At 69.2% G+C, this 26,394-nt stretch carries 23 protein-coding genes and 2 pseudogenes; 14 read left to right on the top strand and 11 right to left on the bottom strand.

Annotation, left to right across the window (positions count from 1 at the left end):
* Nucleotides 1–2 precede the first annotated feature (2 nt).
* Nucleotides 3–1,958 (bottom strand): prolyl oligopeptidase family serine peptidase, encoded by a 1,956-nt coding sequence (locus tag ACWEFL_RS24435; RefSeq protein ID WP_451716365.1) that lies wholly within the window; start codon nucleotides 1,956–1,958, stop codon nucleotides 3–5.
* A gap of 70 nt (nucleotides 1,959–2,028) precedes the next feature.
* On the opposite strand from ACWEFL_RS24435, the gene ACWEFL_RS24430 reads away from it, so the two are divergent.
* A complete protein-coding gene (locus ACWEFL_RS24430; protein ID WP_451716362.1) occupies nucleotides 2,029–2,856 on the top strand; it encodes a class I SAM-dependent methyltransferase in 828 nt (275 codons plus the stop codon).
* Nucleotides 2,857–2,902: 46 nt separating this feature from the next.
* On the opposite strand, the gene ACWEFL_RS24425 is transcribed toward ACWEFL_RS24430, so the two are convergent.
* The 3 genes from ACWEFL_RS24425 to ACWEFL_RS24415 all read right to left on the bottom strand — a co-directional run bounded on the left by ACWEFL_RS24425 (nucleotide 2,903) and on the right by ACWEFL_RS24415 (nucleotide 5,007).
* Nucleotides 2,903–3,217 (bottom strand): DUF6191 domain-containing protein, encoded by a 315-nt coding sequence (locus ACWEFL_RS24425; RefSeq protein WP_451716361.1) that lies wholly within the window; start codon nucleotides 3,215–3,217, stop codon nucleotides 2,903–2,905.
* 143 nt (nucleotides 3,218–3,360) lie between these two features.
* Entirely contained in the window at nucleotides 3,361–4,203 is an 843-nt protein-coding gene (locus ACWEFL_RS24420) for a 4'-phosphopantetheinyl transferase family protein (protein WP_451716358.1), read from the bottom strand.
* A 228-nt stretch (nucleotides 4,204–4,431) separates the two neighbouring features.
* Complete coding sequence (locus ACWEFL_RS24415; protein ID WP_451716356.1) at nucleotides 4,432–5,007, bottom strand: TerD family protein; 576 nt, start codon at nucleotides 5,005–5,007, stop codon at nucleotides 4,432–4,434.
* A 153-nt stretch (nucleotides 5,008–5,160) separates the two neighbouring features.
* Between ACWEFL_RS24415 and ACWEFL_RS24410 the strand changes: the two genes are divergently transcribed.
* A complete protein-coding gene (locus tag ACWEFL_RS24410; protein WP_451716353.1) occupies nucleotides 5,161–5,559 on the top strand; it encodes an ArsR/SmtB family transcription factor in 399 nt (132 codons plus the stop codon).
* A gap of 152 nt (nucleotides 5,560–5,711) precedes the next feature.
* On the top strand, nucleotides 5,712–6,371 hold the full coding sequence (locus ACWEFL_RS24405; protein WP_451716350.1) for an SRPBCC family protein: 660 nt from the start codon (nucleotides 5,712–5,714) through the stop codon (nucleotides 6,369–6,371).
* Nucleotides 6,372–6,532: 161 nt separating this feature from the next.
* Here the strand turns inward: ACWEFL_RS24405 and ACWEFL_RS24400 are convergent, their stop codons facing one another.
* Complete coding sequence (locus ACWEFL_RS24400; protein ID WP_451716349.1) at nucleotides 6,533–7,915, bottom strand: chloride channel protein; 1,383 nt, start codon at nucleotides 7,913–7,915, stop codon at nucleotides 6,533–6,535.
* A gap of 389 nt (nucleotides 7,916–8,304) precedes the next feature.
* Here ACWEFL_RS24400 and ACWEFL_RS24395 point away from each other — a divergent pair, with 389 nt between their 5' ends.
* Both ACWEFL_RS24395 and ACWEFL_RS24390 read left to right on the top strand, forming a co-directional pair.
* Nucleotides 8,305–9,885, top strand: a complete 1,581-nt coding sequence (locus ACWEFL_RS24395) for a hypothetical protein (protein ID WP_451716346.1) — start codon at nucleotides 8,305–8,307, stop codon at nucleotides 9,883–9,885.
* Nucleotides 9,886–9,971: 86 nt separating this feature from the next.
* A complete protein-coding gene (locus tag ACWEFL_RS24390; protein WP_451716343.1) occupies nucleotides 9,972–10,430 on the top strand; it encodes a DUF7144 family membrane protein in 459 nt (152 codons plus the stop codon).
* 62 nt (nucleotides 10,431–10,492) lie between these two features.
* On the opposite strand, the gene ACWEFL_RS24385 is transcribed toward ACWEFL_RS24390, so the two are convergent.
* Nucleotides 10,493–11,626: an SMP-30/gluconolactonase/LRE family protein gene (locus tag ACWEFL_RS24385; protein ID WP_451716342.1), complete on the bottom strand. Its 1,134-nt coding sequence runs from the start codon at nucleotides 11,624–11,626 to the stop codon at nucleotides 10,493–10,495.
* Between the two features lie 264 nt (nucleotides 11,627–11,890).
* Between ACWEFL_RS24385 and ACWEFL_RS24380 the strand changes: the two genes are divergently transcribed.
* Together ACWEFL_RS24380 and ACWEFL_RS24375 are read left to right on the top strand one after the other, a co-directional pair.
* Nucleotides 11,891–13,279, top strand: a complete 1,389-nt coding sequence (locus ACWEFL_RS24380) for a TerD family protein (RefSeq protein ID WP_451716340.1) — start codon at nucleotides 11,891–11,893, stop codon at nucleotides 13,277–13,279.
* Nucleotides 13,280–13,427: 148 nt separating this feature from the next.
* Entirely contained in the window at nucleotides 13,428–14,873 is a 1,446-nt protein-coding gene (locus ACWEFL_RS24375) for an NF041680 family putative transposase (RefSeq protein WP_451716337.1), read from the top strand.
* Nucleotides 14,874–15,150: 277 nt separating this feature from the next.
* Here ACWEFL_RS24375 and ACWEFL_RS24370 read toward each other — a convergent pair whose 3' ends face one another.
* Together ACWEFL_RS24370 and ACWEFL_RS24365 are read right to left on the bottom strand one after the other, a co-directional pair.
* A complete protein-coding gene (locus ACWEFL_RS24370) occupies nucleotides 15,151–16,002 on the bottom strand; it encodes a hypothetical protein (RefSeq protein ID WP_451716334.1) in 852 nt (283 codons plus the stop codon).
* A 36-nt stretch (nucleotides 16,003–16,038) separates the two neighbouring features.
* Complete coding sequence (locus ACWEFL_RS24365; RefSeq protein ID WP_451716333.1) at nucleotides 16,039–16,728, bottom strand: DUF488 family protein, N3 subclade; 690 nt, start codon at nucleotides 16,726–16,728, stop codon at nucleotides 16,039–16,041.
* 624 nt (nucleotides 16,729–17,352) lie between these two features.
* Here ACWEFL_RS24365 and ACWEFL_RS24360 point away from each other — a divergent pair.
* Together ACWEFL_RS24360 and ACWEFL_RS24355 are read left to right on the top strand one after the other, a co-directional pair.
* A complete protein-coding gene (locus tag ACWEFL_RS24360) occupies nucleotides 17,353–18,567 on the top strand; it encodes a Shedu anti-phage system protein SduA domain-containing protein (RefSeq protein WP_451716330.1) in 1,215 nt (404 codons plus the stop codon).
* Entirely contained in the window at nucleotides 18,564–18,887 is a 324-nt protein-coding gene (locus ACWEFL_RS24355) for a hypothetical protein (protein WP_451716327.1), read from the top strand. The genes ACWEFL_RS24360 and ACWEFL_RS24355 overlap by 4 nt, the downstream gene beginning before the upstream one ends.
* 67 nt (nucleotides 18,888–18,954) lie before the next feature.
* On the opposite strand, the gene ACWEFL_RS24350 is transcribed toward ACWEFL_RS24355, so the two are convergent.
* Entirely contained in the window at nucleotides 18,955–20,127 is a 1,173-nt protein-coding gene (locus ACWEFL_RS24350) for a serine hydrolase domain-containing protein (RefSeq protein WP_451716325.1), read from the bottom strand.
* A 61-nt stretch (nucleotides 20,128–20,188) separates the two neighbouring features.
* Nucleotides 20,189–20,911 (bottom strand): annotated as a pseudogene (locus ACWEFL_RS24345) (transcriptional regulator); the annotation flags it as partial.
* 48 nt (nucleotides 20,912–20,959) lie between these two features.
* On the opposite strand from ACWEFL_RS24345, the pseudogene ACWEFL_RS24340 reads away from it, so the two are divergent.
* Nucleotides 20,960–22,166 (top strand): annotated as a pseudogene (locus tag ACWEFL_RS24340) (site-specific integrase).
* A 278-nt stretch (nucleotides 22,167–22,444) separates the two neighbouring features.
* Nucleotides 22,445–23,359 (top strand): phosphotransferase enzyme family protein, encoded by a 915-nt coding sequence (locus ACWEFL_RS24335; RefSeq protein ID WP_451716322.1) that lies wholly within the window; start codon nucleotides 22,445–22,447, stop codon nucleotides 23,357–23,359.
* 6 nt (nucleotides 23,360–23,365) lie between these two features.
* Here the strand turns inward: ACWEFL_RS24335 and ACWEFL_RS24330 are convergent, their stop codons facing one another.
* Complete coding sequence (locus ACWEFL_RS24330; protein ID WP_451716319.1) at nucleotides 23,366–24,616, bottom strand: hypothetical protein; 1,251 nt, start codon at nucleotides 24,614–24,616, stop codon at nucleotides 23,366–23,368.
* Nucleotides 24,617–25,013: 397 nt separating this feature from the next.
* On the opposite strand from ACWEFL_RS24330, the gene ACWEFL_RS24325 reads away from it, so the two are divergent.
* The 3 genes from ACWEFL_RS24325 to ACWEFL_RS24315 are packed head-to-tail and all read left to right on the top strand — an operon-like array spanning nucleotide 25,014 to nucleotide 26,210.
* On the top strand, nucleotides 25,014–25,571 hold the full coding sequence (locus tag ACWEFL_RS24325; protein ID WP_451716560.1) for a bifunctional DNA primase/polymerase: 558 nt from the start codon (nucleotides 25,014–25,016) through the stop codon (nucleotides 25,569–25,571).
* Nucleotides 25,561–25,869 (top strand): hypothetical protein, encoded by a 309-nt coding sequence (locus tag ACWEFL_RS24320; RefSeq protein ID WP_451716316.1) that lies wholly within the window; start codon nucleotides 25,561–25,563, stop codon nucleotides 25,867–25,869. The genes ACWEFL_RS24325 and ACWEFL_RS24320 overlap by 11 nt, the downstream gene beginning before the upstream one ends.
* On the top strand, nucleotides 25,866–26,210 hold the full coding sequence (locus tag ACWEFL_RS24315; RefSeq protein WP_451716313.1) for a hypothetical protein: 345 nt from the start codon (nucleotides 25,866–25,868) through the stop codon (nucleotides 26,208–26,210). The genes ACWEFL_RS24320 and ACWEFL_RS24315 overlap by 4 nt, the downstream gene beginning before the upstream one ends.
* Nucleotides 26,211–26,394: the final 184 nt, after the last annotated feature.

Genomic DNA, 26,394 nt, shown 5'->3' with positions numbered 1-26,394 from the left:
GGCTACCGGGTCCCGGCCCCCTCTCCCGCCGCCGCCGGAGGCCCGACGGGCGCGCCCTGCGGCGTCCCGAGGTGCGCCGCGGCGAAGGCGATCTCCTTGGCGACCTGCTTGATCCGCTCCTCCACCACCAGCGAGCCGTGGCCCGCGTCGTACCGGTACACCTCGTGGACCGCACCGCGCGCCGCCAGGCGGTCCACATAGTTCTCCACCTGGCGGATCGGGCAGCGCGGGTCGTTGACGCCCGCCGAGATGTAGACGGGTGCCCGGACCGCGTCCACATACGTCAGGGGCGACGACGCCTCGAACCGCTCCGGCACCTCCTCCGGGGTGCCGCCCAGGAGGGTGCGGTCCATCGCCTTCAGCGCCTCGATCTCGTCGTGATACGCCGTCACATAGTCCGCGACCGGGACCGCCGCGAGCCCCAGCGCCCACGCCTCGGGCTGGGTGCCGAGGCCGAGGAGCGTCAGATAGCCGCCCCATGAGCCGCCCGCCAGGACCAGCTTTTCCGGATCGGCGAGACCGGAGTCCACCGCCCAGGCGCGGACCGCCGCGATGTCCTCCAGCTCGATCAGCCCCACCCGGTGCTTGAGCGCGTCCGTCCACGCCCTCCCGTACCCCGTGGAGCCGCGATAGTTGACCCGGACCACCGCGTAACCGTGGTCGAGCCAGGCCGCGGGGCCGGCGGCGAAGGCGTCGCTGTCGTGCCAGGTCGGGCCGCCGTGGATCTCGAAGACGGTCGGCAGCGGACCCGTCGTCCCGGCCGGGCGCTGCACGAGCGCGTGGATCGGCCCCCCGGGCCCCTCCACCCACGCGTCCTCCACCGGCACGGACTCCGGCGCCTTCAAACCGGGCGGGTCGAGCACCACCCCGCCCGCCGTCGACCGCACCTGCGGCGGCAGCGCGGCCGACGACCAGAGGTACTCCACCTCCCCGCCGGGCCTGGCGGTGGCGCCCGACACCGAACCGGGCGGTGTCGCGATCCGCACCAGCGCGCCGGTCGCCAGGTCGTACCGCCACAGCTCGCCGCGCGCCTTGAAGCTGTGCGCGACCAGCAGCCCCGAACCGTCCGGATACCACTCCGCGTTCACATCGCCCGGCAGGTCGATCGCCAGAGCTGTCTCGTCACCCGAGACGACATCCCAGATCATCGGCTCCCAGCGGCCCCGGCGCTGATGTCCCACGAGCAGCCGGGTGTCCCCTTCCACGGGCGCGAATCCGAGGACTTCGAGCCCCAGCTCCTTCGTGCCCCCCTCGGTGTCGTCCAGCTCCGCGACCGTGCTGCCGTCGAGACGGACGACGCGGAGCGCGGAGTGCATCGCGTCGCCGTGCTCGGTGTGCTCGATCGCGATCAGCGTGCCGTCGTGCGACAGATCGCCGACACCCGCGGACTGCCGGTGCCGATAGATCTCGACCGGTCCGGCTCCCACGCCCGGTCCGGCTCCCGCACCCGTACTGGCTCCCACGCCCGCACCGGCCCCCGCACCCGCACCGGAACCCGTACCGGCCCCCGCACCCGCACCGGAACCCGCACCCGCTCCGACCACGTGGATCGTCGTCCCGTCCTCCTCGGTGGACCGGCCGACGACCGACACACCGTGCCGGCCGATCGCGAGGCCCGCCGGATACGAGGGCTCCAGCCCTTCGGCGGCGGGCACGTCCTCCCCGCCGTCGAAGGGCTGCCGCATCCATATCCCGAACTCGTCCCCGTCCGTGTCCGAGAACCACCAGATCGACGCTCCGTCGGGCGACAGCACCCCGTCCGTCGTGCCGTTCGGCCGGTCGGTGATCTGCCGCTGGCCGCCGGTCGCGCGATCCCATGCGTACAGCTCGTACGTCCCCGTGGCGTTCGACACGAAGAGCGAGCGGTCGGGCGCGTCCTCCGCCCAGTCGGGGAGGGAGACGCGCGGCGCACGGAAGCGCTTCTCCCAGTCGGGCATCGAGTCGGTGATCTCAGTCATGACCCCATTCTGCTCCGGGCCCGCGACAATCCGTTCGCATCGTCCTCAGCCTGTGGATAACTTCGGGTGCATGGACTCCTCACCACCCTCCGACTGGCGTGACGCCAATCGTTCCAACTGGGACGAACGCGTCCCCATCCATGTCGCGAGCGACTTCTACGACCTCGGCTCCTTCCGTGCGGGGAAGGACTCCCTGCGCGACTTCGAGATCGCCGAGGTGGGCGATGTCAGCGGGCGTACGCTGCTCCACCTCCAGTGCCATATCGGCCTGGACACCCTCTCCTGGGCCCGGCGCGGCGCCTCGCAGGTCGTGGGGCTGGACTTCTCCGAACCGGCCGTCGACGCGGCCAGGTCGCTCGCCGCGGATCTCGGGCTCGGGCCGGAGCGGGCCGCGTTCGTCGCCGCCGATGTGTACGACGCGGCCGAAGCCGTGCCGGACCCCTCGTACGACATCGTCTACACGGGTGTCGGCGCGCTGAACTGGCTTCCGGACATGACCCGATGGGCCGAGACCGCCGCCTCGCTCGTCGCGCCCGGCGGGTTTCTGTACCTCGCCGAGTTCCACCCGCTGACCGACGCCCTCGACGACGAGACCGGCTCACGGGTCGTCCACGACTACTTCTCGCGTGCGCCATGGGTGGAGGAGATGTCCGGCAGCTACGCGGACCTGAACGCCGAGACCGTCAACAACCGGACCGTGGAGTGGCAGCATCCGATCGGCGAGGTCGTCTCCGCGCTCGCCGGGGCGGGGCTGCGGCTGGAGTTCCTGCACGAGCACGATGTCTCGTTGTTCGACCGGTTCGAGCAGCTCTCGCGGTCCGGCGACGGCTACTACCGCTTCCCGGCGGACCGGCCGAGGATTCCGTTGATGTACTCGCTGAAGGCGTCCAAGGGCTGAGCCCGGCGGTGCGGGGGCAGGGGGCGGGGGAGGGCCGGGCCCGTTCTCAGCCGCTCTTCGGCCGGCTCTCCGGTGCCGCCGGCAGCCGCACGACTGCCAGACCCCCGTCCAGATCCACCGTGGAGCGATGAGGCGGCGCGCCGTCCTCGTCGTCGTCCTTGAGCACCAGCGCGCTCTGCCGCTCCTTCAGCTCGTTCTGCTTGCCCGCCGAGAACGTCGCGTGCAACTGCTCGAACCCGGTCGCGGACACCTGCCCTCTCCGCTTGCCGCGGCCCGTCGCGCGTAGCAGGTGATCGGCGAAGGCCACCACCGTCAGCAAGATCACGAGACCGGGGAGAGTCATGAAGACGATGAACTCCATTCCCGCAGTCTCCGCTACGGCCGGTCCGTTCGGCCAGTGTCCGGCGCGTATCACGATCCCGGCCGTTCGCCGCCGGGCCGGTTCCGGCGACGCGGCGGTCTTCGGCTCACAGACCTCTGAGGCTCACGGACCTCCGAGATGCATCACGGACCTTCGAGGCGTACGGCGACGGCCGCCGCGTAGCCGGGATCGACCGGCAGATCGGTGAGCGACCAGCCCGTGTCAGCGGCGGGCCGGGGGCCGGCCCCCACATAGACATGGGACAGATCGCCGCCGATTCCGGCACCGGTCGCCTTCAGCAGGGACTCCTTCCGGGTCCAGCAGCGAGTGAAGGCGAGGGCCCGGTCGGCGGTCGGCAGCGCGGCCAGCTCCGTACGCTCCCGTGGGTGGAGCTGGGACGAGACGTCGGTGATGGTCCCGGCGCCGGGTACGGCTTCGACGTCCACGCCGACAGGGGCCGGGGCCAGGGCGATCACCACCATGCCGTCGGCGATGCGGCTGGTGTGCGAGAGCGAGAAGTGCACCGCGTCTCCGGGGACGACGGGCCGGCCGTGCGGGCCGCCGCAGTGGACGCACGGGTCGCGTTCCAGCGTGACCGCTTCGGGGGACTGTCCGAGACGGTCGCCGAGGAGTCGGCGCAGGGCCACATGGGCGACGGCGAAGGCGTCCCGGTCGGCGGGCCGGCGAAAGGCGTCGAGGCGCGCGGACTCCTCGGCGTCGAGCAGGTGGCGGTGCGCGAGCGCGTCCTCGGCGAGAACGCCGACCCGGCCGGTCCACACCACCTCTACACCGGGGGGCGGGGAACCCGGCGAGGCGCCGCTCTCGGAGCCGGAGCCGGAACCGGAGCCGGGGTCGTGACCGGTGGCGGGGCCGGAGCCGGACGCATGGCCGACGGCGGTGGATCCGGGATCGGGCCGGAGCCCGGAGCCGGACACATGGCCGGGGGTGCGGTCGGGGCCGGAGCCCCCGGGAGCCTCGGTCGCCATGGTTGCCCTTTTCGTGGGGGAGGGTACGGGCGTCGGATCCGGACGTACGGCCCAAGGGTAGCCGGGGGTCCCGCGGCTCGCCGGGCCTACCGGGACCGGGCGCGACAAGGGCCCGCCCTGGCGGGGACGGGCCCTTGCGCGAACGTCAGGCGACGGCTCGTCAACCTGCCCCTGAGCCGGACGGGTTGACGAGTCGGTTGGCGAGCCGGTCGGCCGCTTGGCGGACGATCAGATGTTGACGCCGAAGTCCTGCGCGATGCCGCGCAGGCCGGATGCATAACCCTGGCCCACCGCGCGGAACTTCCACTCCGCGCCATTGCGGTACAGCTCGCCGAAGACCATCGCGGTCTCGGTCGAGGCGTCCTCGCTCAGGTCGTAGCGCGCCAGCTCGGCGCCGCCGGCCTGGTTGACCACGCGGATGAACGCGTTCCGCACCTGGCCGAAGGACTGGCCGCGGCTCTCGCCCTCGTGGATGGAGACCGGGAACACGATCTTCTCGACCTCGGCGGGCACGCCCGCGAGATTGACCTTGACCTGCTCGTCGTCGCCCTCACCCTCGCCCGTGAGGTTGTCGCCGGTGTGCTCGACGGAGCCTTCGGGGCTCTTCAGGTTGTTGAAGAAGACGAAGTGCTGGTCGCTGAGCACCTTGCCGTTGCCGTCCACCAGCAGGGCGCTGGCGTCCAGGTCGAAGTCGGTCCCGGTGGTGCTGCGAACATCCCAGCCCAGGCCGACGACGACCGCGGAAAGGCCCGGGGCCTCCTTGGTGAGCGAGACGTTGCCGCCCTTGGAAAGGCTGACACCCATGGAAATCCCCTGCGCAATCCGGCGCGGGCCGCGCCTCTTGACGATTCCTTTGCCCACTGAGGTCAACGAGGCACCCGTGGCTCCGGTTCCCGCACCGGGGCACTCCATTGCCTAAGTTTTGACTTATATAAGCGGCGATTGCATAATGGTGGCGTGCACGCATTCGACGTTCTGGGAGATCCGGTACGACGCCGGATATTGGAGCTGCTCGCCGAGGGCGAGCAGCCGTCGGGCGCGGTGAGCGCGGTGATCCAGAGAGAGTTCGGGATCTCACAGCCCGCCGTCTCGCAGCATCTTCGAGTGCTGCGGGAGTCGGGGTTCGCCTCTGTACGGGCCGAGGGCGCCCGGCGGCTCTACGCGGTCGACGCCGAGCCCCTGCGTGAGGTGGATCGATGGCTGGAACGGTTCCGGGGCTTCTGGGAACAACGCCTGGACGCGCTCGGCACCGAACTGGCACGCGGCAAGCGCGAGCGCCGCGCGCAAGAGCCGCGCGAACGGCCACGACACCGTTCACAGCAGGACGGGCCGGAGCCACCACGGCGACCGGTGTAGAGCCCACGGGAACGACCTCGATCACACGAACGACCCCAACCTGACGAACGGACCTGATCACACGAACGGGCCCGACCACGAACGGCCCCGGCTGCGCGAGCGCCCCGGCCACACGGACAGCAACGACACGCGGCAGCGGCAGAGGAGCAGCGATGAGTGAGTTCGTCGACCAGATCAATGACATCCACCGCCAGGTCGGCACCCGACCCGTGGGGGACGAGGAGGCCCACACCATTCTGTTGCGGCGTACCTACGACGCGACCGCCGAGGACGTGTGGGACGCCTGCACGGACCCGGCGCGGATCAGCCGCTGGTTTCTGCCGGTCAGCGGCGATCTCCGGCTCGGCGGGAGCTACCAGCTGGAGGGCAACGCGGGCGGCGAGATCCTGCACTGCGAGCCGCCGAAGCGGCTCAGGGTGAGCTGGCTCTTCGGCCCGAACCCCGGTTTCAGCGAGGTCGAGGTGCGGCTGACGCCCGAGGGCGACGGCCGGACCGTGTTCGAGCTGGAGCATGTCGCGGTCGTACCGCCCGAGATGTGGGACCAGTTCGGACCGGGCGCGGTGGGTGTCGGCTGGGACCTCACGGTGCTCGGCCTCGGCCTGCATCTGCGAGGCGGCTCGATCGACGATCCGGCGAAGTGGCAGGTCTCCGATGAAGCGCGCGAGTGCATGACCCTGAGCAGCGAGAAGTGGGGAGCGGCGTACGCGGCGTCCGGCGCGCCGGACGATGTCGTCGCGGCGGCCGTGTCCGGGACGACCGCCTTCTATGTGCCGGCGAAGGAGACGGGCCAGACGGACCAAGGCGAGGAGTGAGGAGTAGGGAAGAACGGGAAGGGGTCGAGGGGCCCGAGGGGGCCGGGGCGGAGGCGGCGGGCGGCCCGGCTTTCAGGCCAGGCGGCCTGGCGCTTCCGCCCCGGGCGGCCAGGCGGCCTGGCGCTTCCGCCCCGGCCTTCCGGACCGACCGGTCCCCCCTCTCAGGGCCGCCCGCGAGGCCGCTCCAGAAGCTGCGCGGTGACGAAGCCGACGACCGCGCACACGGTGATGAGCGGCATCTGATTCACCGCGTCGGGCCCGAGGAGCAGAGCGGCGAGTACGGCGCTGGTGACCGGCAGCCGGGTGACCACCGCGGTCGCGGCAGCCATCCCGAGCGCCAGTCCCGGTGTCGTACCGAGCCCCGGCAGCCCCGAAAAGGCGATGCCGATCGCCGCCCCCAGCAGCACCGACGGAAAGATCGGGCCGCCCCGCATGCTGCCCAGGCTGATGCCCCAGGCGAGCCCTTTGCAGAGGATGAGCACGACCAGGGACACGACCGACCAGGCGTGCGGGTCCGCGGCGAGCGCTCCCAGCGTCGTCTGCCCCGACAGCGCGGCTTCGGCCGGGGAGCGGCCGGTGATCAGGGCGTACGCGGAGATGAGGACGCCCACGGCGACCGCGCACACCACGGTACGCAGCGCCGGTCGCCGCTCGGCCCAGGACGCCGTCGGACCGCCGAGGCGGTGCGCGGCAGACAGGACCACCCCGATGAGCACGGCCGCCGGAATCCCCCACAGGAAGTCGCCGGCGTCCGGCCCGGTGTTCGGCGGAACGGTGGGCAGCGAGAGCGCTCCGACGGAGAAGCCCGTCCACTGTCCGAAGCCGGTGAAGACCAGTGCGCCCACGCCGCTGGCCAGCAGACTGGGCAGCAGCAGGATGACCAGCTGCGGCCCCGCGAGGCCCGCCGCCTCGACCATCATCACGGCGGCCACCAGGGGCCCGCCGAGGATGGTGGAGATCGCGGTGGTGGAGCCGGCGGTGCCGAGGACCATCGCCGCCTCGGGCTTGTCGGCGCGCTTCGCGGACCGTACGGCGAGCAGGGCGAGCCCGCCGCCCATGGCCATGAGCGGCGCCTCGGGGCCCAGCACCACACCCAGTGGCAGTGTCGCGAGGGCGGCGAGGACCACGCCCGGCAGCTCCTTTGGGCTGGTGGGCGGGCCGCCGAGCCCCTGCACGGGCAGATGGCCGCCACCGCCGGGGGCGCGGGTGACGATCGGCGCGAGCAGCAGACCGGCCAGCAGCAGAGCGGGCAAGGGCCACCACCACGGTGGTACGTCGTAGCCGACGGCCTCGGGCAGGGTCTCCCACACGCTGTGCTGGAGCCAGTGCTGGAGGCTCACGAAGAGGAAGCAGGCGAGCGCGATGGGCACGCCGATGACGGCCGAGAGCAGGAGCAGCTTGACGTAGCCGCGGCTGCGGAGGACGTCGCGGAGGGGAGCGGCGCTCGCGGTACCGGGAACGACCGCCGACTGAGTCTCCGTTCCGGTTTCGGTTCCGGTTCCGCTTCTGGCCTGGGGGTCGGGTCCGGCGCCGGGCTCACTCATTCGGCGCCGCCGATTCCGCCTTTGCTCCAGGATCGTCCGACAGTGCCCATATGCCCGGGACTTCGGGTCGCGTACGGCCCCTCGGCGATCTGGTTCCTGTTCCTGTTCCGGTTCCGTTTCCTGTCCTGTTCTGTGGGGGACTCGCGGCGGCGGAGGAACTGGGCGTACGCATGCCCCCATGCAAAGCCCGCGAGGGAGTGCCTGCGCGTGGACGGGACCGAATGGGTGAGGGCGGCCCGGCCCGCTCGCACCGACCACCCGTACGGGGCAACGCGGCTCGCACGCCCCGCCCGGCACGGGTTCGCTGGCTTCAGCGAGCGGGGTCACGTACCGCGCATCACAGCGGCCGGTCCATGGCGGCTGTTCGCGGCGGCGCGGAGGTGGCGGTCATGGCGGATGCGACAGACGGCGGATTCGGCAGTGAGGACAGCGCGGACGGGACGGGTGGACCGGGTGGACCGGACGGCCCTGGCCGTACGGCCGGTCCGGACGCGGGCACGGAGGGGAACGACGCGGGCACGGAGGGGAACAGGGAGAAGCGCACGGAGGGGAACACGGCGAGGGACAGGGAGAACGGCGCAGAGCTGGAGCGGCTCCGCTCCCGCGTCGCCGCGCTGGAGGGCGTCCCGCGCCCGGCCCGCCAACGGGCCCGAGCCATCTGCTCCGCGCTGCTCATCGTCATCGGCTGCGTACTCGCCCCGCTGAGCGTCGTCGCCGCCTGGGCCTCCCAGGAAGTGGCGAACACCGACCGCTATGTCTCCACGGTCGCGCCACTCGCCTCCAACCCGGACGTCCAGTCGGCCGTCGCGAACCGGGCGACGAACGCCCTGATGCAGCACATCGATCTGAACTCCCTGCTGTCGGGCGTGGCCCCCGCCGACCGTCCCCGGCTGGCGGAGGCACTCGGCAGACTGGGCGGCACGCTGGAGAACTCGGTCAGAAGCTTCGTCCACGACAGAGCGCAGGACGTGGTCGCGTCCGACGCCTTCAAGAGCATCTGGACCGAGGCCAACCGGAAGGCCCACGCCTCCGTGGACAAGGCCCTGACCGGCAGCGGCGGGGGTGCGGTCAAGCTCACGAACGACGCCGTCCAGATCGACCTCGCCCCGGTCATCGACCAGGTCAAACAACGACTGGTGGCCGACGGCCTCACAGTGGCCGGGAAGATCCCCGAAATCCACACCCAGTTCACGGTGATCCGCTCCGAGGACGTCGGCAAGGTCAAGACCGGCTTCCGGATCCTCCAGCTCGCCGGCTTCTGGCTCCCCGTACTGGCGCTGCTCCTCGTGGCGGGCGGAATCCTGCTCTCCGTCAACCGCCGCCGGACGTTCGTCACCTCGGCGCTGGGCGTCGCCTTCGCCACCGCGCTGCTCGGCCTGGCGCTCACCGTGTTCCGGGCGATCTACCTCGACGCCCTGCCGGCCGACGTCTCCTCGCCCGCCGCCGGGGCGGTGTACGACGCGATGGTCCGGCTGATGCGGACGACGGTACGGATGGTGGTGGTGCTCGGGGTGGTGGTCGCGCTCGCCGCGTGGCTGACCGGGAGGGGCGAACGGGCCGTCTTCGTACGACAGCTGTGGCATTCGGGCATCTCGGCGGTCCGGTCGACGGCGGACCGCGCGGGTATGCGGACCGGGCCCGTCGGACCGTGGGTCCACCGGTACCGGCCATGGATCACCTGGGTGCTGGTGGCCGCGGCTCTTCTGACGTATCTGCTGTGGAGCTTTCCCACCGCCTGGGTCGTGGTCGGTCTGGCGCTGACACTCCTCTTCGCCCTGGCCGTCGTCGACTTCCTGGACGAGAGTCCCGGCGGCGGAGGGAAGCCGGGGGCGGGCGAGGTGGCGGGCCCGGACCAGGACCGGGGCCCGGACAAGGGCCCGGACAAGGGGCCGGACCAGGGCCCGAGAACGGGCAGGGCGCCGGGGACGGCGAGCGGTCCGGTGGAACGGGGGCATCACTCGAACGGGTGATCACCGATGGCGGAGCCACGAGACGGGACCGAGGCTCAAGACACCGTCCGTATCAGGCGTACGGGATGACGAGAAGGGAAGTCCCCATGACCCAGGCATCGCAGCCGATCGGGACTCCGCAGCACAGGACCGCAACCGGCCCCGGCACGGACCGGAACAGCGGCTGGGCGGTGGGAGGGGTCGTCTTCGCGGGCGTCCTGATGCTGTGCAACGGCGTACTCGCCATTCTGCAGGGCATCGCCGCGATCGCCGAGAACGATGTGTACGGCATCGTCGGCAACTACGTCTACCGGATCAGCCTCACAGGCTGGGGCTGGATCCATCTGGCCATCGGTGTCTGTCTGGTGGTCACCGGCTTGGGCGTGCTGAAGAACATGGCCTGGGCGCGGTACACGGGCATCCTGATCGCGGCCATCGGCCTCGTCATGCAGTTCCTGTTCCTTCCGTATCTGCCGATCTGGTCGGTGATCATGATCGCCATCAACGGTTTCATCATCTGGGCCCTGGCGGTCTACCGGCCGGAGAGCAAGGAGCCGCTGTTCTGAGGCGCACTCCTATCCAGGGGGCCGGTCCACGACGGTGGATCGGTCCCCTTCGCTCTGTGCCGTCAGATCCGATCGGGCAGTTCGACGCGGAGGACGTTGGGGTCGGTGAGCGTGTACTGGGCGGCGCTCGCGATGGAGACGGTGGAGCCGTGGCGGGCCAGCGAGGTGGGGTTCTGGAGGCCGTCCCGCTCGGTCAGCAGACGGGTACGGGTGCCGTCGTCGCGTACGAGGTCGATACGACTGTCGGTCACCCCGGCCACGAGGAAGGTGTTTCCGCGCCCGGTGAACAGCAGATCGTCGATTTCGCCGAGCCCCTCGGCCACCGTCCGCGGCTTCCCCGCGGCGGCCGTGGACGCGTCGGCGGCGAGGGGGAAGCGCAGGACGGTACCGCGGTCGTGATTGGTGACCCAGAGGGAACCGTTGTGCACCTTGATGCCGTTGACGCCCAGGAAACCTCCGTCCGGGCCCGCTGCCGGGTCGAGCGCGGGGTCCTCGCTCCAGCGCACGGCCGTACCGCCGGACAGGGGCGCGCGCCAGATCGTGCCGCCGACGGAGTCGGTGGCGTACAGCTGCCGTGAACGGGGGTCGAGCGCGAGGCCGTTGGGCAGTCCGTCGGCGGGCAGCGGAGTGATGCGGCGGGGGGTGCCGGAGCCGGGGGAGAGCCGCCAGATGCCGGTGAGTTCGGGGGTGCCGGTGGCGTACAGGAAGTACAGAGTGCCGTCGTCGGCACGGACGATGCCACCGAGGAAGGGCTCCCCGAATGCCGGTGTCTCGGCTTCCGGGGGCGGCGCGGGAACGGTGGCGAGGACGCGCACGGTTCCGTCCGGCGCTATCCGGGCGATTTGGCGGGCCGTGGCGAAGGTGACGAGAACGGATCCGTCGGGGTCGGCCGTGATGTTCTCCGGCTGCTGCCCGGAGTCGATGTCGAGCTGGGCGACCACGCGCGGGGCGACTTCCAGCGGGCATTCCTCGGCCGTGTCGGTGCCAGTGCCAGTGCCAGTGCCGATGCCGGTTTCGGGTGCCGTGCCGGCGGACGAATTGGCAGCGACGGCCAGTCCGTTGCCTCGGACGGATTCGTCGGCGACGGCTCCGGACTGGGCACCGGACAGCCCGGTGATCGCGAAGACGGCGAACACGGCGACGGCGGCCCTTCTCCGCGAGAACCCGGATAGGGGCTTGGGCGAGGAGTTCGACATGTCGTATCTCCTGAGGGGGAGCGCACGCTTGGGGGGCGGTTGGCGCGGAATCCAACCTAACGAGCCGGGCCAGCCGAGGGTATGGGTGTTCACGAAGCTGAAGGTGTGGTTCCTGGGAATTCCCTGACACGGAGACAACCGGAATGGTCCTCCGCTCGTGGCCCCGCGGTCGCCTGGTCGGATGATGCCCTCCACTTGTGGTTACGTGATATGACAAATGACCCAAGGGGATGGCCGGGCGGGGATGCGTGGGGGTGCTGTGGCATGGCGGAACTCGACAAGGGTGGGAACACGGTCGTGGGCACCGGCCGTATCACCGCCGAACTGCACAGCGTTGGTGACCCGGTCGACCTCAGCGCCCTGCTGGTCGGCGCGGACGGCAAGGTCAGGTCCGACGACGACATGGTCTTCTACAACCAGCCCGACGCCGAATCCGGCGCGGTGCGGCACCTGCCCGCCGCCGCCGACGCCCTTGAACGCATCGAGGTGAACCCGGCTGCCCTGCCCGCGGACGTGGACCGGGTGGTCCTGGTCGGAAGCTGCGACCCCGACGACCGGACTCGCAGCTTCCGTACGGTGAAGGACCTTGCGGTACGCGTAACGCAGGACGGCGCCGAGCCGATCGGATTCCGCCCTCCGCCACTCACCGACGGCGAACGCGCCGTGCTCCTGGTGGAGATCTACCGCCGGGGTCCCGCGTGGAAGCTCCGAGCCATCGGACAGGGGTACGCCGAAGGTCTGGCGGGTCTCGCCGTCGATTTCGGCGTACGTGTGGAGGAGCCCGAGAAACCCCCCGTATCCGGGCCGTCCGGGCTGTCGTCCGTACCGAACCACACGAACGCAACCGACACGGACGGACCCGCGTACGGCACCCCCACCGCGCCGAAGGCCACCGCACCCACCGCGCCGGTGTCCGCTCCCACACCCCCGGTCGATCTGATCAAGCCGCCGCTCGGCAGCATCAGCCTCGACAAGGGCGGCCAGGCATCGATCAGCCTGGACAAACGAGACCGCGAACTCGTGGTCACCGCGTCGCTCGAATGGGACGGCGGCAGCGAGCAGCGCCGCAAAAAGGGGGCCGACCTCGATCTGTACGCGCTCTTCGTGCCCGCCACGAAGGCGCTGCGCGGCGCGACGGCGCCCGGAACCCTCGTCAAGTCCGGCCATATCCCCCAGGGCGACCCGCTCTCGGGCGTCGGCGGCACAACTCCGGACACGGCTGATGCCAAACGCGGGGACGTCATCTACTACAAGCACCTCGGCTCCCTGAAGAATCAGCCCTTCATCTGCCTGGACGGCGACTCCCGCCTACCGGGCAGAGAAACCGTGCGCATCGTCCGCCCCGACGCTCAGGGCTACGTACTGCTGTGCGCGTACTCCGCGGTCAGCAACGGATTCGGCTCCTTCCGCAGCTTCGGCGCGAAGGTCGTCGTCACGGACGGCCGGGGTTCCACCGTCACCGTCCCCCTCTTCGAGAACACCAAGACCCGCTACTGGGTCGCCATCGCCCTTGTCGACTTCACTTCCCCCGACGGCGCGGCCATCCGGCACATCGAGGCGTACAGCGCCCGCATGACGGAACGCCGCCCGGTCTTCCACCCGGACGGTGCCATCGAGATGAACGGAGGCCCGGTGGAGTTCAAGAGACGATGACCCACTCTCCTCTGCTCCGCCCCTGAGCTTTTTGTTTAACCTCGCCTGCGTTTCTGCTGGTTGAGGGCGTGGTCTTGATTGGACAGGAGGAACGGCCGTCCTTCACGCTTCGAGATGTCGAGTAACGGAGCGTGAGAGGACGGTCGCTGTGACGAGTCTGCCCGCTGAGCCTGCGAAGGTCGATCCCTTCACGGTGCTATCCCGCTTTCGGGTCGCTTTCTACGACTGTCTGTACACCCGTGCGGACGCGCTCTTCGAGCTGACCGATGCGGTGCTGTGCTCGGACGGGCCGGTCACCTCGCTGCCCGAGCTCACGCTCACGGCGGAGATGCAGCGCGGTCACGGTGCGATGTACAACGCGCTGAACACCGGATGGCTCGAGCCGGCCCGCTTCCGTAACCTGCTCGCCTCGATGCCGCTGCCCCGCGCGGCCGACGGGCGGATCGTGCTCGCTGTTGATGTCTCCCCGTGGCTGCGTCCCGACGCTGTCACTAGTCCGGAGCGCTTGTTCTGCCACGTGTACGGACGGTCGGGCCGCAGCAGTGACCAGTTCGTGCCCGGCTGGCCCTACTCCTTCGTCGCTGCCCTGGAATCGGGCCGGACCTCCTGGACAGCCCTGCTGGACGCCATCCGGCTCGGCCCCGCCGACGACGCCGCCGAAATCACCGCAACCCAGCTGCGCGAGGTCGTCACCCGGATCACCGACGCCGGACACTGGAAGACCGGGGATCCCGACATCCTGATCGTGACCGACGCCGGCTACGACGCACCCCGACTCGCCTACCTCCTGGCCGGCCTGCCCGTCGAGCTGGTCGGCCGCCTGCGCTCCGACCGGGTCCTGGCCCGCGACGCCGGTCCGGCCCGCTCCACTCCGAAGGGCGGCCGCCCCCGCCTGCACGGCACCCCGTTCACCCTGTCCAAGCCCGACACCTGGCACACACCCGAGAGCGCCACCGTCACCGACACCGCCCGCTACGGCAAGGCGACCGCGCAGGCATGGGACCGCCTCCACCCCCGCCTCACCCGTCGAAATGCCTGGATCGCCCAGCTCGACGAACTCCCCATCCTGCACGGCACCTTGATCCGCCTCACCGTCGAGTACCTGCCCGGCGACCGGAACCCGAAGCCGGTCTGGCTGTGGTCCTCGGCCACTGGCCTGAGCGGTGATGACGTCGATGTCCGCTGGCAGGCGTTCCTCCGCAGATTCGACCTTGAACACACCTTCCGCATGCTCAAGCAGACCCTGGGCTGGACCCGCCCCAAGGTCCGCGACCCGCACTCAGCCGACCTGTGGACCTGGCTGATGATCGCCGCCCACACCCAACTCCGTCTCGCCCGCCCGCTGGCCGAGGATCTCCGCCGCCCCTGGGAGAAACCCCTGCCACCACACCGGTTGACCCCGGCCCGAGTCCGGCGGGCGTTTCGCCACCTCCGAGCGAAGACGGCCCGTCCGGCCAGCGCACCCAAACCCTCCCGTCCCGGCCCTGGGCGCCCCAACGGCTCGAAGAACCGCACGACCGCACCCCGTCACGGGGTGGGCAAAACCGTCAAACGCGCCGAGTCACTCGAAGAGCACTACGGGCGCGCCGGTTAAACAAAAAGCTGAGCGGACACCGTGAAACCTGTGATGGAGCGGACAACCGGCGCGTACGTCACCAATGGCGAGTTCATCGCCACCGCTCTCATCGCCGACTACAGCTTCAGGTATGCATAGCCGAATGTGCTGTTCGGCATGAGCGCCCGGGACCTGAAGCGGATGAACTCAGCGTCCCAGCGGGGATCGCTCCAGCCGGTGTGCTTGGCAGCAACGGCCGGAAGAGTAAGGGCGTCTGACGGAAGATCCCCGGTTGTGACGACCTCATTCCTGGACGTCAGACAATGAGCGACGCGCAGCGGCAGAGCAAGTTCGCCTGAATCTCAGGCAGGGGCGCGTCACTCACCGAACAGGCTGTCCTGCACGTACTGGACGACCTTCCGCTCCGGGTAGAAGACAGCCAGCGGCATGAAGGTCCTGGGATGAGCCGCGATGTTGCCGACAAAGAAGTGGACGGCCCGGTTCGGAGCGCACATCGGTCGTACCAAGTCTCGCGCAGTGCCTCACGGACCCCGCGCTCACCGTACTTGCGCAGGAACCTGCGGTACGACTGGCCGGCCTCCCAGTCCTTCAGCCCCATGTCGTGGGTGGGGCAGTCGTCGTCGGCGCAGCGGAAGCCGTAGCGGAGGTCGAGCGGTACCCACTCCAGCGGGTTCAGTTCCTGCTCGAACAGGTCGAGTTGGTCGGCCAGCGCGGCCTTGGAGACGGACCAGGGCTCGGCGGGCTCCAGCCGGAAGCGGGTGATCTCGGCGGGTCGGAAGACGCCGAGGGACGGTGCGACCAGCGGCTCCACATATCGGTAGTGCTTCTTCCAGCCACCGTCGGATGGCACCTCCCCCACGATCTCCAACGTGTCGAGGTGAGGCCGGAGACTTTCCGGGCGTGAGTCCCGCTCCGGACGGTGCGGTTCGACGTCGACTTCGGTGATCGAATACTTGGAGAACCGGGCCTCCTCGCTCAGGAGCCGGAAGGGCACCGGGAAGAGCCGTACGTGCTGCGGCTCGTCCTGGTCCAGGCGTATGTCGGCCACACAGCTGGTCTCGCGGTACTTGTTGGACGGCTCCGGATACGTCTTGACCGTGATCAGGATCCGTGCGCGCTGCCGCTTCCCGAATGCCGACGACGCCATGGCGTGCCCCCTCCATCGGTCTCCCCGGGGGCGAAGTCAGACCAGGGGATTCACCGGGACCGAGACCCGGCTGCGGACCGTCTCCAGGACGACCTGCCGGTGACAGCGGCTCTCGTCCTTCTCGAAGCACAGCACCGCTACCCGCGACGCTTGGGCGTGCTCCGCGAGGCGGTCAAGGTCGGCCTGGGCTTCCTCGGACCGCAGGATGCCACGGAAGCGCGCCCGCCCCACTTCGACGCGGCCGTCCCAGAAGGGCTCGCGATTGTCCTTCGGATTGCCCAGGCCACGCAGGTGTGTGTACTCGATGCCGGCCTCGGCCAGAGCCTCTCCGAGGCGGGTCCTGCTGAAGCCCTTCTTGCGACTGATCGGGGTGAGCCGTACATCCGCCACGACACCGATGCGGCTGTCGACGAGCGAGGCGACGAACGAGTCGATGTCCCGCCCTTCGTATCCGGCTGACCAGAGGCCGGGCGTGACGGGCGGGGCCTGGGCCGCCTCGAACAGATCATCGAGGGAGATCGCAAGAGCCTTGGCGACCGCGCCGACGGTGAAGAAACCTGGCTGGATAGTTCCCTCGCTCTCCAGACGGCCCAGCGTCCCTACGGCGATGCCCGCCTCCTTGGCCAGCCGTTCCCGCGTCCACCCCCGACCCTCCCGCAACGCACGTACGTGCTGGGCGAGCGTACGGGCATGGTCGTGGGAAGACGCTGAGCGATGACCTGCCATATGCGGTGTTCCTCACGACCGTTGGGGGCGGCCCGCCGCGATGTGCCTGGTCAGCTACGGGCCCTGGATTCGCGAACGCGCAGGTCCGAGGGCGCGTAGGCGCCGCTCTTCCTGCGGCACTGGAGACTGCTCCTGGGGGAAGCCGACCAAGATCTTCTCCCAGTTTCCACCCAAGCGATCTCCAGGAACCACTCAGGGGCCTGACCCGCTGTGCGGATCAGGCCCCTGACCTGGTACTTCTCTGTCGGGGTGGCGGGATTTGAACCCACGACCTCTTCGTCCCGAATGAGGTTCGGTCGGGATCGACATCAGCGTGTATGGCATTTTCCCTGGTCAGGGCCTTGGTGTCGGTGGGTGCGGAGTGGTCTCACGCGGGCTTGGGCAGCGAGTCGGCTCCCCGAATGGCTCCCAGGTGCCACGCTTTGCAGCTACGCGTGCCGGTTGCAAGTAGGGCTCCTTCGTGAACCTCCACATCCATCTCGGCGTCCGCCGTCGGCCTCGACCGCCTGGCGTCTGGCCTCGCTCACGAGGGTGCCTCTGTAGACGCGGGCTGACTGGTCGGGTGCGGGTCTCCTGCGAGGCTTGCTGTGTACCGTTGTCAGTGCTGGCCTCTAGGGTCCCGGTATGGCGATATTCCGGTCCAGCTTCTCACTCAAGATCATGGTCGAAGAAGCGCGAAAGCTTACCGATCACGCTGCCGTACATGAGCGGATCGACGCGGTGCTGCGGATCATGGGCAATCGCTTCGGCGGAACGTACGGCAAGGGAAGACCGCTGGTGGATGCTCTAGAGGATGTTGCCCAAGAGTGCCTGCTTCATGAGGATTTCGCGCTTGCCCTGCGCTTCCAGAGATTCGCCGGGTATGCGGGCGGCAAACTCTTCCTCGACACCCTTGAGAATTACTACGACGCAGGGGCGCGCCAGCGGAGCGAGGGGTACATGCGGCGGATGGCTGCCATGGGCTCCGATCGAGCCGTGTCCGCCCTTGAGGCGCTGCGCGCCGAGAATCCTGATGCGAGTGTCACCGACGCCCTTGCTCTCTTCCGTGGCATCGCCCGGTCCATCGATCATCTGGGTATCGGGGATGGCGAAGGCGGAATCCAACTGCCCGCCAAGTACCTCAAGCGCCTTCAGGAGTACGGGCACATGGAGCTGATCCTGCGGGACCTGCCTCGGCCGGCCTCCGCCGAGACCGCCCGTATGATGAGCGAGTTCCTGGAAGACGCGGATGCTGGAATGCTGGCCCAACTGCTGGAACTGAGGGCCAGACGGGCGGGCCTTGCCTCTCTGCGTGCCGAAGTGGACCGCCCTGATAGTTCTGAGCATGCCCTGCACGCCTGTCTTAAGAATCAAGAGTGGATCTTTGGTGGTGCCTTCGTGTCTGAGCTGGCACGCCGCCAGTACACGGAGGACACCATTCTCGACATTCCGCTGCTGCGAGGGGATGGCTCCTTGCACGTTGTGGAACTCAAGCGCGCCAATATCGAGAAACTGGTCATCCGGCCCAGCGGCCAACTCATGCTGGGTGCCCCTGTCCACCATGCGGTTTCACAGACGCAGAACTACCTACGGATCTTGGACGAGGGTCGTGAAACCATCCTTGCGCGGTACGGGGTCGATACACGCAGAGCTTCCGCAACTGTCGTGATTGGGCATCCACAATACGTGAATGCGGGGGTCACACCGCAGGAGGTCGCTGACACGCTGCGGACCTACAACACGCACCTGGCACGCATAGAAGTCATCACCTACGAGACCTTGCTGGAGTCTGCGGAACGGATGCTGGCGCTTTCGTCGGCCGAGCACACCTCCGGACAAGATGAGGGGCACATGGCATGAATGGCGATTCTCCCGCGATCGAGCCGCTTCTGGCGAGGCTCTGCGGTGGCACCATCAGTGACAAGGATTACGTCGGCTACTTCATGAACGAACACGGCGAGGAAATTGTCTTCGCCCAGCGGCGGGGCGACAAGACCGCCCGGCTTTGGCACAGCGACGCGGACTGGGAGATGGCCCGGGTCGGCGATCATTCGATACGGTTCGACGGAGACATGGAAGGGATGATCACTGTGGCCGACTTGATCATCAATCGGTCTGAGGCGACATGGCTGTCTTCCTGCCTGGCAGCCTCCCGCCATCTGCGCCCAGAGCGCGCCTGAGGCGTACAGAAGCAGGTCGGGGACCTACTGGATCCAGGAGGTCTCCGACCTGGTTACACCCAAGAACTCAGGCCAGCGAACCGCGTACTGCCTTTGCCAGCGCTGTCGCTCGAATGTCGTCTGGCCCACCGATGATGTGGTTCATGACGTAGCCGAAGGCGATGCCGTGCTCCGGGTCGGCGAAGCCGAGTGAGCCCCCGCGGCCTGTGTGACCGAAGGCAGCCGGTCCGGCCATGGAAACGTCGTCGGTGGGCAGCATGAATCCGGAACTGAAACGGCTCGGCACCAGCATGACCTCGTCCCGCCCGTCGGCCTGCTCGTCGGTCGCCGACGCCAGCGTCTCCGGGGTGAGCAGGCGGACCCCGTCCACCTCGCCGATCAGCGCGGCGTACATGCGCGCCAGGGCGTGCGCGGTGCCGATGCCGTTGGACGAGGGGAGTTCCGCGGCCTGAACCTCAGGGGAGTCGAAGTCGATGTTCGCCGGGTCGGTAACCGCGAACGCCCTGTTGCTGAGCGAGTTCGGGTCGCGCCAGGCGGCGACGAGGTCACGGAGGTCTTCGGGGACCGCCTCCTCGGGCACGGTGGTGAGGTCGATGTCCGGCTTCCGGTACACCATGCCGCTGACCCGGTCGCGTTCACCGGGCGGTAGCCCGATGAAGAAGTCGAGACCGAGCGGTGCGGCGATCTCCTCGGCGAAGAAGCGGCCCGGCGTGCGGCCGGACACCCGGCGGATTACCTCGCCGACCAGCCAGCCCCATGTCCGGCCGTGGTACCCGTGTGCAGTGCCTGGAGTCCACTGCGGGCACTGGGCGGCCAGGGCCGCCGTCATCGGGTGCCAGGCCAGGGCTTCCGCCATCGGTACCGGCCGGTCGAGGGCCACCAAGCCGGCTTGGTGGGACAGCAGCCAGCGCACCGGGATCTCCGCCTTGCCGTTCGCAGCGAACTCCGGCCAGTAGTCGGCCACCGGGGCGTCCAGGTCCAGCGCGCCGCGCTGGGTCAGCAGATGTGCCGCCGTGGCTGTCGCTCCCTTGGTCGCTGAGTAGACGAGTTGAAGGGTGTCCCGTTCCCACGGGCGGCCGGTGTTCGGGTCGGCGACACCGGCCCACAGGTCCACTACGGGGCGGCCGTCCTGGTAGACGCAGACCGCCGCGCCGATGTCTTCGCGATGGGCGAAGTTCGCCGCGAACGCCTCCCGTACCGGTTCGAACCCTGCCGCGACCTCACCGTTGATCACCGTCATGCCGCCCATCCTGGCATTCACGGACGCTCGTTCCGAGGGGCAAGTATCTGAGCAGCGGCGATCAGGCCGCCACGGGCACTGCCTGGAGACGCTCGCGGAATTCCCGCACGGACGGGACGGCCCGATGGGGTTCGAGCTGCAAGGAGAACTCCTTCAAGCGGTCCAGCGCCCGCACGGAGCCGACCTTGTCCTCCAGGAGCGCAGCGCCGTAGTTCGCGGCGTCCAGCGCTCCGTCCAGGTCACCACCGGCCAGCCGGGCCTCGGCCAGTCGACTGGAACGGACGGCCTTGTCCCGGGGTGCCGCCCGCTCGACGGAGGTCTCCAGGGAACGTGTCGCCCGCTCCACCTGCCCCGCGCGGAGCAGCACCTTGCCCTCTGTCGACTTCACCTGTGCCTCGCCGAACCAGTCGAGCCAGTCGGGGGCGTCGCCCGCCGTCTGGCGCTCCCAGAGGGAAGCGGCGCGGTTGAGGGCTGTGCCGGCTCTCTGGTGATCGCCGTCGCGCGACAGCGCCTCTGCCTTGTGCAGGTAGAGAAAGCACTGGGCGGAGGGTGACAGGGTGCGGGGAGCGTTGTCGATGCCGGTCGAGATCAGGTCGACCCGCTCGGCCGTGAGTCCGGCTTCGGAGACGTGGACGCCCATCTCCGTCAGGATGAAGGCGCCGAAGGCGTCGTCCCCGCCGGTACGGGCGCTGCGAAGCGCCCCGACGTAGTACCGCTGGCCCGCGGACCGCAGCCCCGCGTCGTACGCCATCCAGCCGGTCAGGTGCGAGGTCCGGGCGGCCAGGGGCCGCGCCACACGGCGCGGCCCCGACCTATGGAGGCACAACACAACATGACCGAGACGCCGAAGCGCGCCCAGCGGGCCGGGCACGGTGCGGACACGATCTACTGGGATGCCGCGAAGAAGAGCTACGTAGGGGCGGTGTCCCTTGGCTACGCGCCCAACGGCAATCGCCGTCGGCCGAAGGTGTACGGCAAGACGAAGACCGAAGTCCGCCAGAAGATCCGTGACTTGAAGAAGGAGTTGCAGACCGGCGTCAAATCACCTGCCAACTACACCGTGGCCGACGCGGTGAACGACTGGTTGGAGCGCGGACTCAAGGGACGCGACGAGAAGGGCACCATCGGCAAGAACCGCTCGATGGCGAACAAGCACCTGATCCCGTTCATCGGCAAGGCCAAGCTGAAGGAACTCAGCGCGGACGATGTCGATGACTGGTTGGACGACAGGGCCGAATTCCTCGCGACGCGCAGCCTGCGTGACCTGCTCGCCATCCTGCGCCGCTCCGTCGCGCACGCTCAGCGCAGGGACAAGGCCGCGCGGAACGTCGCCCTACTCGTCACCGCACCCGAAGGACGTCCGGGCCGACCGAGTAAGGCACTCAACCTGGAGCAGGCGAAATCCGTGCTCACCGCCGCGCGCCCGTCGCGGCTGTACGCCTATCTCGTGGTCTCGCTCCTCAGCGGTGTCCGCACAGAAGAGGCACGGCCCCTCACCTGGGACCATGTCTTTCTGGAGACGAAAGACGGCATTCCGCCTCACGTCGCGGTGTGGCGTTCGGTCCGTAAGCGCCGGTGAGACCAAGACCAGGAAGAGCCGCCGGACCATCGCTCTGCCCAAGCAAGTGGTCGACGTCCTCGAAGAGCACCTGCGGTGGCAGAAGCAGGAGCGGGCATCGCGAGGGATGGAGTGGAGTCCCACCGGTCGTGTCTTCACGATCCGGAGCGGCGAGCCGCTCGACGCTGCCAACGTCCGACGCGACTTCAAGGCGATCGTGAAGAAAGCCGGGCTGAAGCCGGAATGGACGCCTCGGGAGCTCCGGCACAGCTTCGTGTCCCTGCTCTCCGACCATGGCATCCCTCTGGAGCGCATCGCGCTCTTGGTCGGCCACAGCAGCCAGGCCACCACAGAAGCGGTCTACCGGAAGCAGCTCCGACCTGTGATCACGGAGGGGGCCGAAGCGATGGACGACATCTTCGCCGAAGATCAGGAAGGGGAGGGTACGGAGGACCAGGAAGAGGGCGACGCGGTGGCCTGATCAAAATCGTTTGGCCCCCTGTTTGGCCCCCCGGGCATGACAGCGGGCCATTCGCGATCATGCGAATGGCCCGCTGACCAGCGTCGGGGTGGCGGGATTTGAACCCACGACCTCTTCGTCCCGAATTTGCGGCCAGAGGGGCGGGGAGGTCTCCCGCACTGGTCAGTGGAGTGTTCAAGGCTCCTGACGGGCACCCGAGGTTGGCCCGGTTGCGGTACTTCGCTGCTGTACTTCAGCGCTGCCTACCGGGTGATTCCGGCTGCCTGTAGCGTCGTTGTATGACTTCGGGCGCTGAGGGCGGAAGCGGGTTCACGGCGGAAGCGGCGGGGGTTGTGCTCGCGCAAGCGTGCCGGGTGGCCGGGGTGGACTCCGCCGGGGCGGAGTTGCTGCGGCTGGGGTCGAACGCTGTGTACCGGCTGGGGGCTTCGCCGGTGATCGTGCGGATCGCGAGGGCCCGGGATGCGCTTCCCGATATGGAGCGGGCCGTACGGGTGGCCCGGTGGCTGGAGGCGGAGAGTTTTCCCGCGACTCGTGTGCTGCCCGGGGTGGAACAGCCGCTCGTTGTCGGTGGGCGGGTGGTGACGTTCTGGGTGAGTGCTCAGGACGAGACGGAGTACGCGGGGCTCGGGGAGCTGGGCGACATGCTGCGGCGGCTCCACTGGCTGGAGGAGCCGGATTCGCTGGGGCTGCCGTACTACGACCCGTTCAGCGAGATGTGGGAATCGCTGCGGGACATGCCGGGTGTCGGCCGGGAGGATCTGGAGTTCCTGGAGGAGCGGGCCGGGCGGATCCAGAAGGAGTACGACCGGCTTGACTGGGTCCTCGACTTCGGGATGATCCACGGCGACGCCAACGTCGGCAACGCCCTCCGGGACCGGCACGGCAAGCCCCTGCTCATCGACCTCGATGACTTCTCGCTGGGACAGCGGGAGTGGGATCTCGTGCTGACCTCGCTCTACTACGAGCGGTTCGGCTGGCACACCCGTACCGAGTACGAGTCGTTCGTCCGTTACTACGGCTTCGACCTGATGAACTGGCCGGGATACCCGGTGCTCGCTGATCTCCGCGAGCTGAAGATGACGCTGTGGATGGGGCATCGGGTGTCCACCGATCCGCCATCTGCTGAGGAGTTCGCGCGCCGGGTCCGGGCGCTCAGGACGGGTGGCAGCCGGAAGGACTGGCGGCCCGTCTGAGGTGCGTCAGACGGTCGTGTGCTGTTCCGTCGCGAGCCAGAGGCGGTGTTCGGCGGCCTGCTCGTGGAAGTCGCGTACGGCGGCTGTCTGGGATGCCCGTGCGAGGTTGCGGCGGAACTCGGCGAGGTAGCTGACGCACCGGGCTGACTTCAGTTGCTCGCCGAGGTCGAGGGCGTCCGCCGCGACTCGGCAGGCTTCCTCCGGGTCTCCGGCGTGCATGTGTGCGTCGGCGAGAACCATGGTGGCGAAGAAGTCGCTGCGTACGTGGTTGCCGCTCATCGCGCTCTCCCCGTAGACGACGGCTTGGCGGGCGCTGCTCGTATCGCGGAAGCAGTGGGCGGCCTCGGCGGCGAGTTCGGTCTCGTCGAAGTAGGTGATCCACTCCGGTTCGTCGTCGCTGTTCCGCCGCTCCAGTGCGCGGGTCGCATCCGCGAGGGCGAGTTCGCAGGCGCGGGTGTCGTCGGTACGGGCGAGCGCGCGGGCCTCCATGGCGTGGAACTGGGCGAGCAGGGTCGGGGTCGCGACGCTGGTGATGCCCATACGGGCGGCGCGGGCGAGGGTGGCCGCTTGCGTGTAGCGGCCGAGGAAGGTGGCCTGGTGGCTCATGGCGGAGAGGATGCTCCCGGCGAGTCGCTTGTCCTCGCCGTCCTGCGCGAGCCTGAGGGCCTGGACGAAGTACCGCTGGGCGAGACCGTGGTGGCAGGCGTCGTACGACATCCATCCGGCGAGGAGCGTGGCCTCGGCGACCGTCGAGAAGAGGGCTCGGCCTATGGCCTGGGTGTACCGGCCGGACAGGAGCGGGGCGACATCGCGGCTGAGGTACTGGATCAGACTCTGTCTGGCGTGGTCTCCGCCGAACCGGTCGTCGAGCTGGGCGAACATGTCGGCCGTGGATTTGATCATCGCGACATCCGCGAGCCCGACCCGTGGGCTGTCGCCACCCGGCTCGGCGGGGAAGGCTCCTGCGGGGGCGACGAGCCAGCGGAGCGAGGCTTCGTTCCACGCGGGTTCCGATGGCTCGGAGGTGAGCAGGGGTTCGTAGCCGTTGAGGTCGGCGCGCCATAACCGGTCGACGGCGGTGAAGGCGGCTTCGGGAGTGTCGGGGTAGCCCGTGTCCAGAAGGGAGACGTCCTGCGCTGCCGGTTGGGTGAGCCCCAGTTCGGCCGGGCTCAGGGCGAGGGCTTCGCACAGAAGCGGACCGTAGAAGTCGTCCGGGACGCCGTGGCCGTTCTCCCAGCTCGCGATCCGGCGCTTCACGCTGGCGTCGGACGGCAGGGTCTGCCCCCGTCGAGCGGCAACGGTCCGCAGTTCCCGGATGAGCCGTGGCTGACTCCATCCCCGGTTCGTTCGAGCGTCGAGCAGTACCGCGCCGATCCGCTGTGTGCTGGTCGTGGTCTCCGCCTCCCCCGGCTGGAGTTCCTGACAAGGGTCTTTACCTTCCCATGAAGTATGGGTAGTTGGGGCGCTCGTGTCTCACCTGGCAGGCGGCATTCCCTCGATGTGGGGGTGACGAGCGGTGCCGGGCCGGCGGGTGTACGTCACCCCTCGTCACCTGTCGTCATCTGCCCTGACCTGGTCCTTCGTCGCAAGGCTGGTCGTACGACGGCCCAACCGGTCGCCGTAGGACCGACCGAGGTGAAACGACGTGCAGACGATGACGAGACGCGGCATCGAGTGGCTGTCCGCCGCCGCCGATGATCCGGCGGCCTGCCGGGCCCGGTGGAAGGGCGACCCCCGGGCCCCTCACACGTTCTCGACCGGCCGCTACTTCGACGTGGTGGCGGTTGACCAGCGGACGGGACTGGAGGTCTTCGATCAGTTGAGGCGGCGGGAGATGCCGCTCGGCCCGGCCATGGTGGACATGGGAGCCCGACAGGTCGGATTCTTCCTCAGCCCGGGGTCCCGGGAGCGCTTCGAACGCGTTCTCGGCAGGGAAGCCGAGAACGGCTCGGTACCGGTCTTCAAGTACCTGGACGCCGGATCCTGCGTCGTGGCACCCGGACCGCTGCCCCTGGCCGGGGACCGCTACCAGTGGCTTGCCGCTCCGGCACACCGTCCGGAGGCTTCCCCGCTGAGGGTCGTGGCCCTGGCCGTGATGCTCGTCGCCGCGAACAACCTGATCGAGCGGATCAACCGGTACGGCGAGCAGTACCCGACGCACGAAGCGGCGGCCCGCGAGGAACTGGCGGAGGCACGGCCCGATGCAGGATGACGCCGCACGCTGGTCACCCGCCGACAGCGAGCCCTGGTACGCCGCACGGAACGCGACAGCGGCCCTGCGTGACGCCCTCGTTTCCGCCGGACTGGAGAAGGACTTCCCCTACCTCCAAGCGCAGATGAACGCCTTCGGTCACGGCCTCGTCGAACTGGGCCGCGTATCGCCCGAAACGGCAGACCGCCTCGCGGCGCTGCTCGACCGCGCTCTCTCGTGCGAATGGCCCGTCGACGCCGTGTGCACCCGCCAGGCTGCCCCGGTCATCGACGCCCCGGATCAGGAGCGTGAAGCATGACCGACCGCAGAGGCGTCATCAGGAGGCGCGCGGAAGACCTCCTGCCCGGGGTCGCGTACGTACGGGGCTGGTCGCACGCGCACGGCAGTGCCGGGGCCTTGGCGGACAGGCTGCGGGCGCTCGGCCTGGACGCTGACTTTCCCGGGCTGAAGGCGGACGTGAACGTCGATGGTGACGGCCTGGTCTGCCTCGGAGCCGTACGCCCCGAAGCCGCCCAACTCCTCGCACAGGCCCTGATGACCGCCCTCGCCCTGGACATCGCCGACCAGGCAGCGGGCCCGGACATCCAGCCCGCACACCTTCCCGCCCCACTCGACAAGACGCCCCGGTGGACCGCGTAGGACCGGACCACCGGGGCTCGCCGACCAGCTTCTAGGGAGCTGACCAACGTATGCCCAAGCCTATTGCCCGACTCCTCCGGCGTGCCCTCAGAAGACGTTGTCCTATCGATCTTGAGTGCGGTGTGATCGAAAGTGGCCCTCGGGGCGGGTGATTCTGTCGTGGCTGTGCATGAAGACAGGGCCT

Source organism: Streptomyces sp. NPDC004838 (assembly GCF_053600955.1).
Note: the sequence above shows the minus strand (reverse complement) of the source record. Positions and strands in the feature narration are given on the sequence as shown.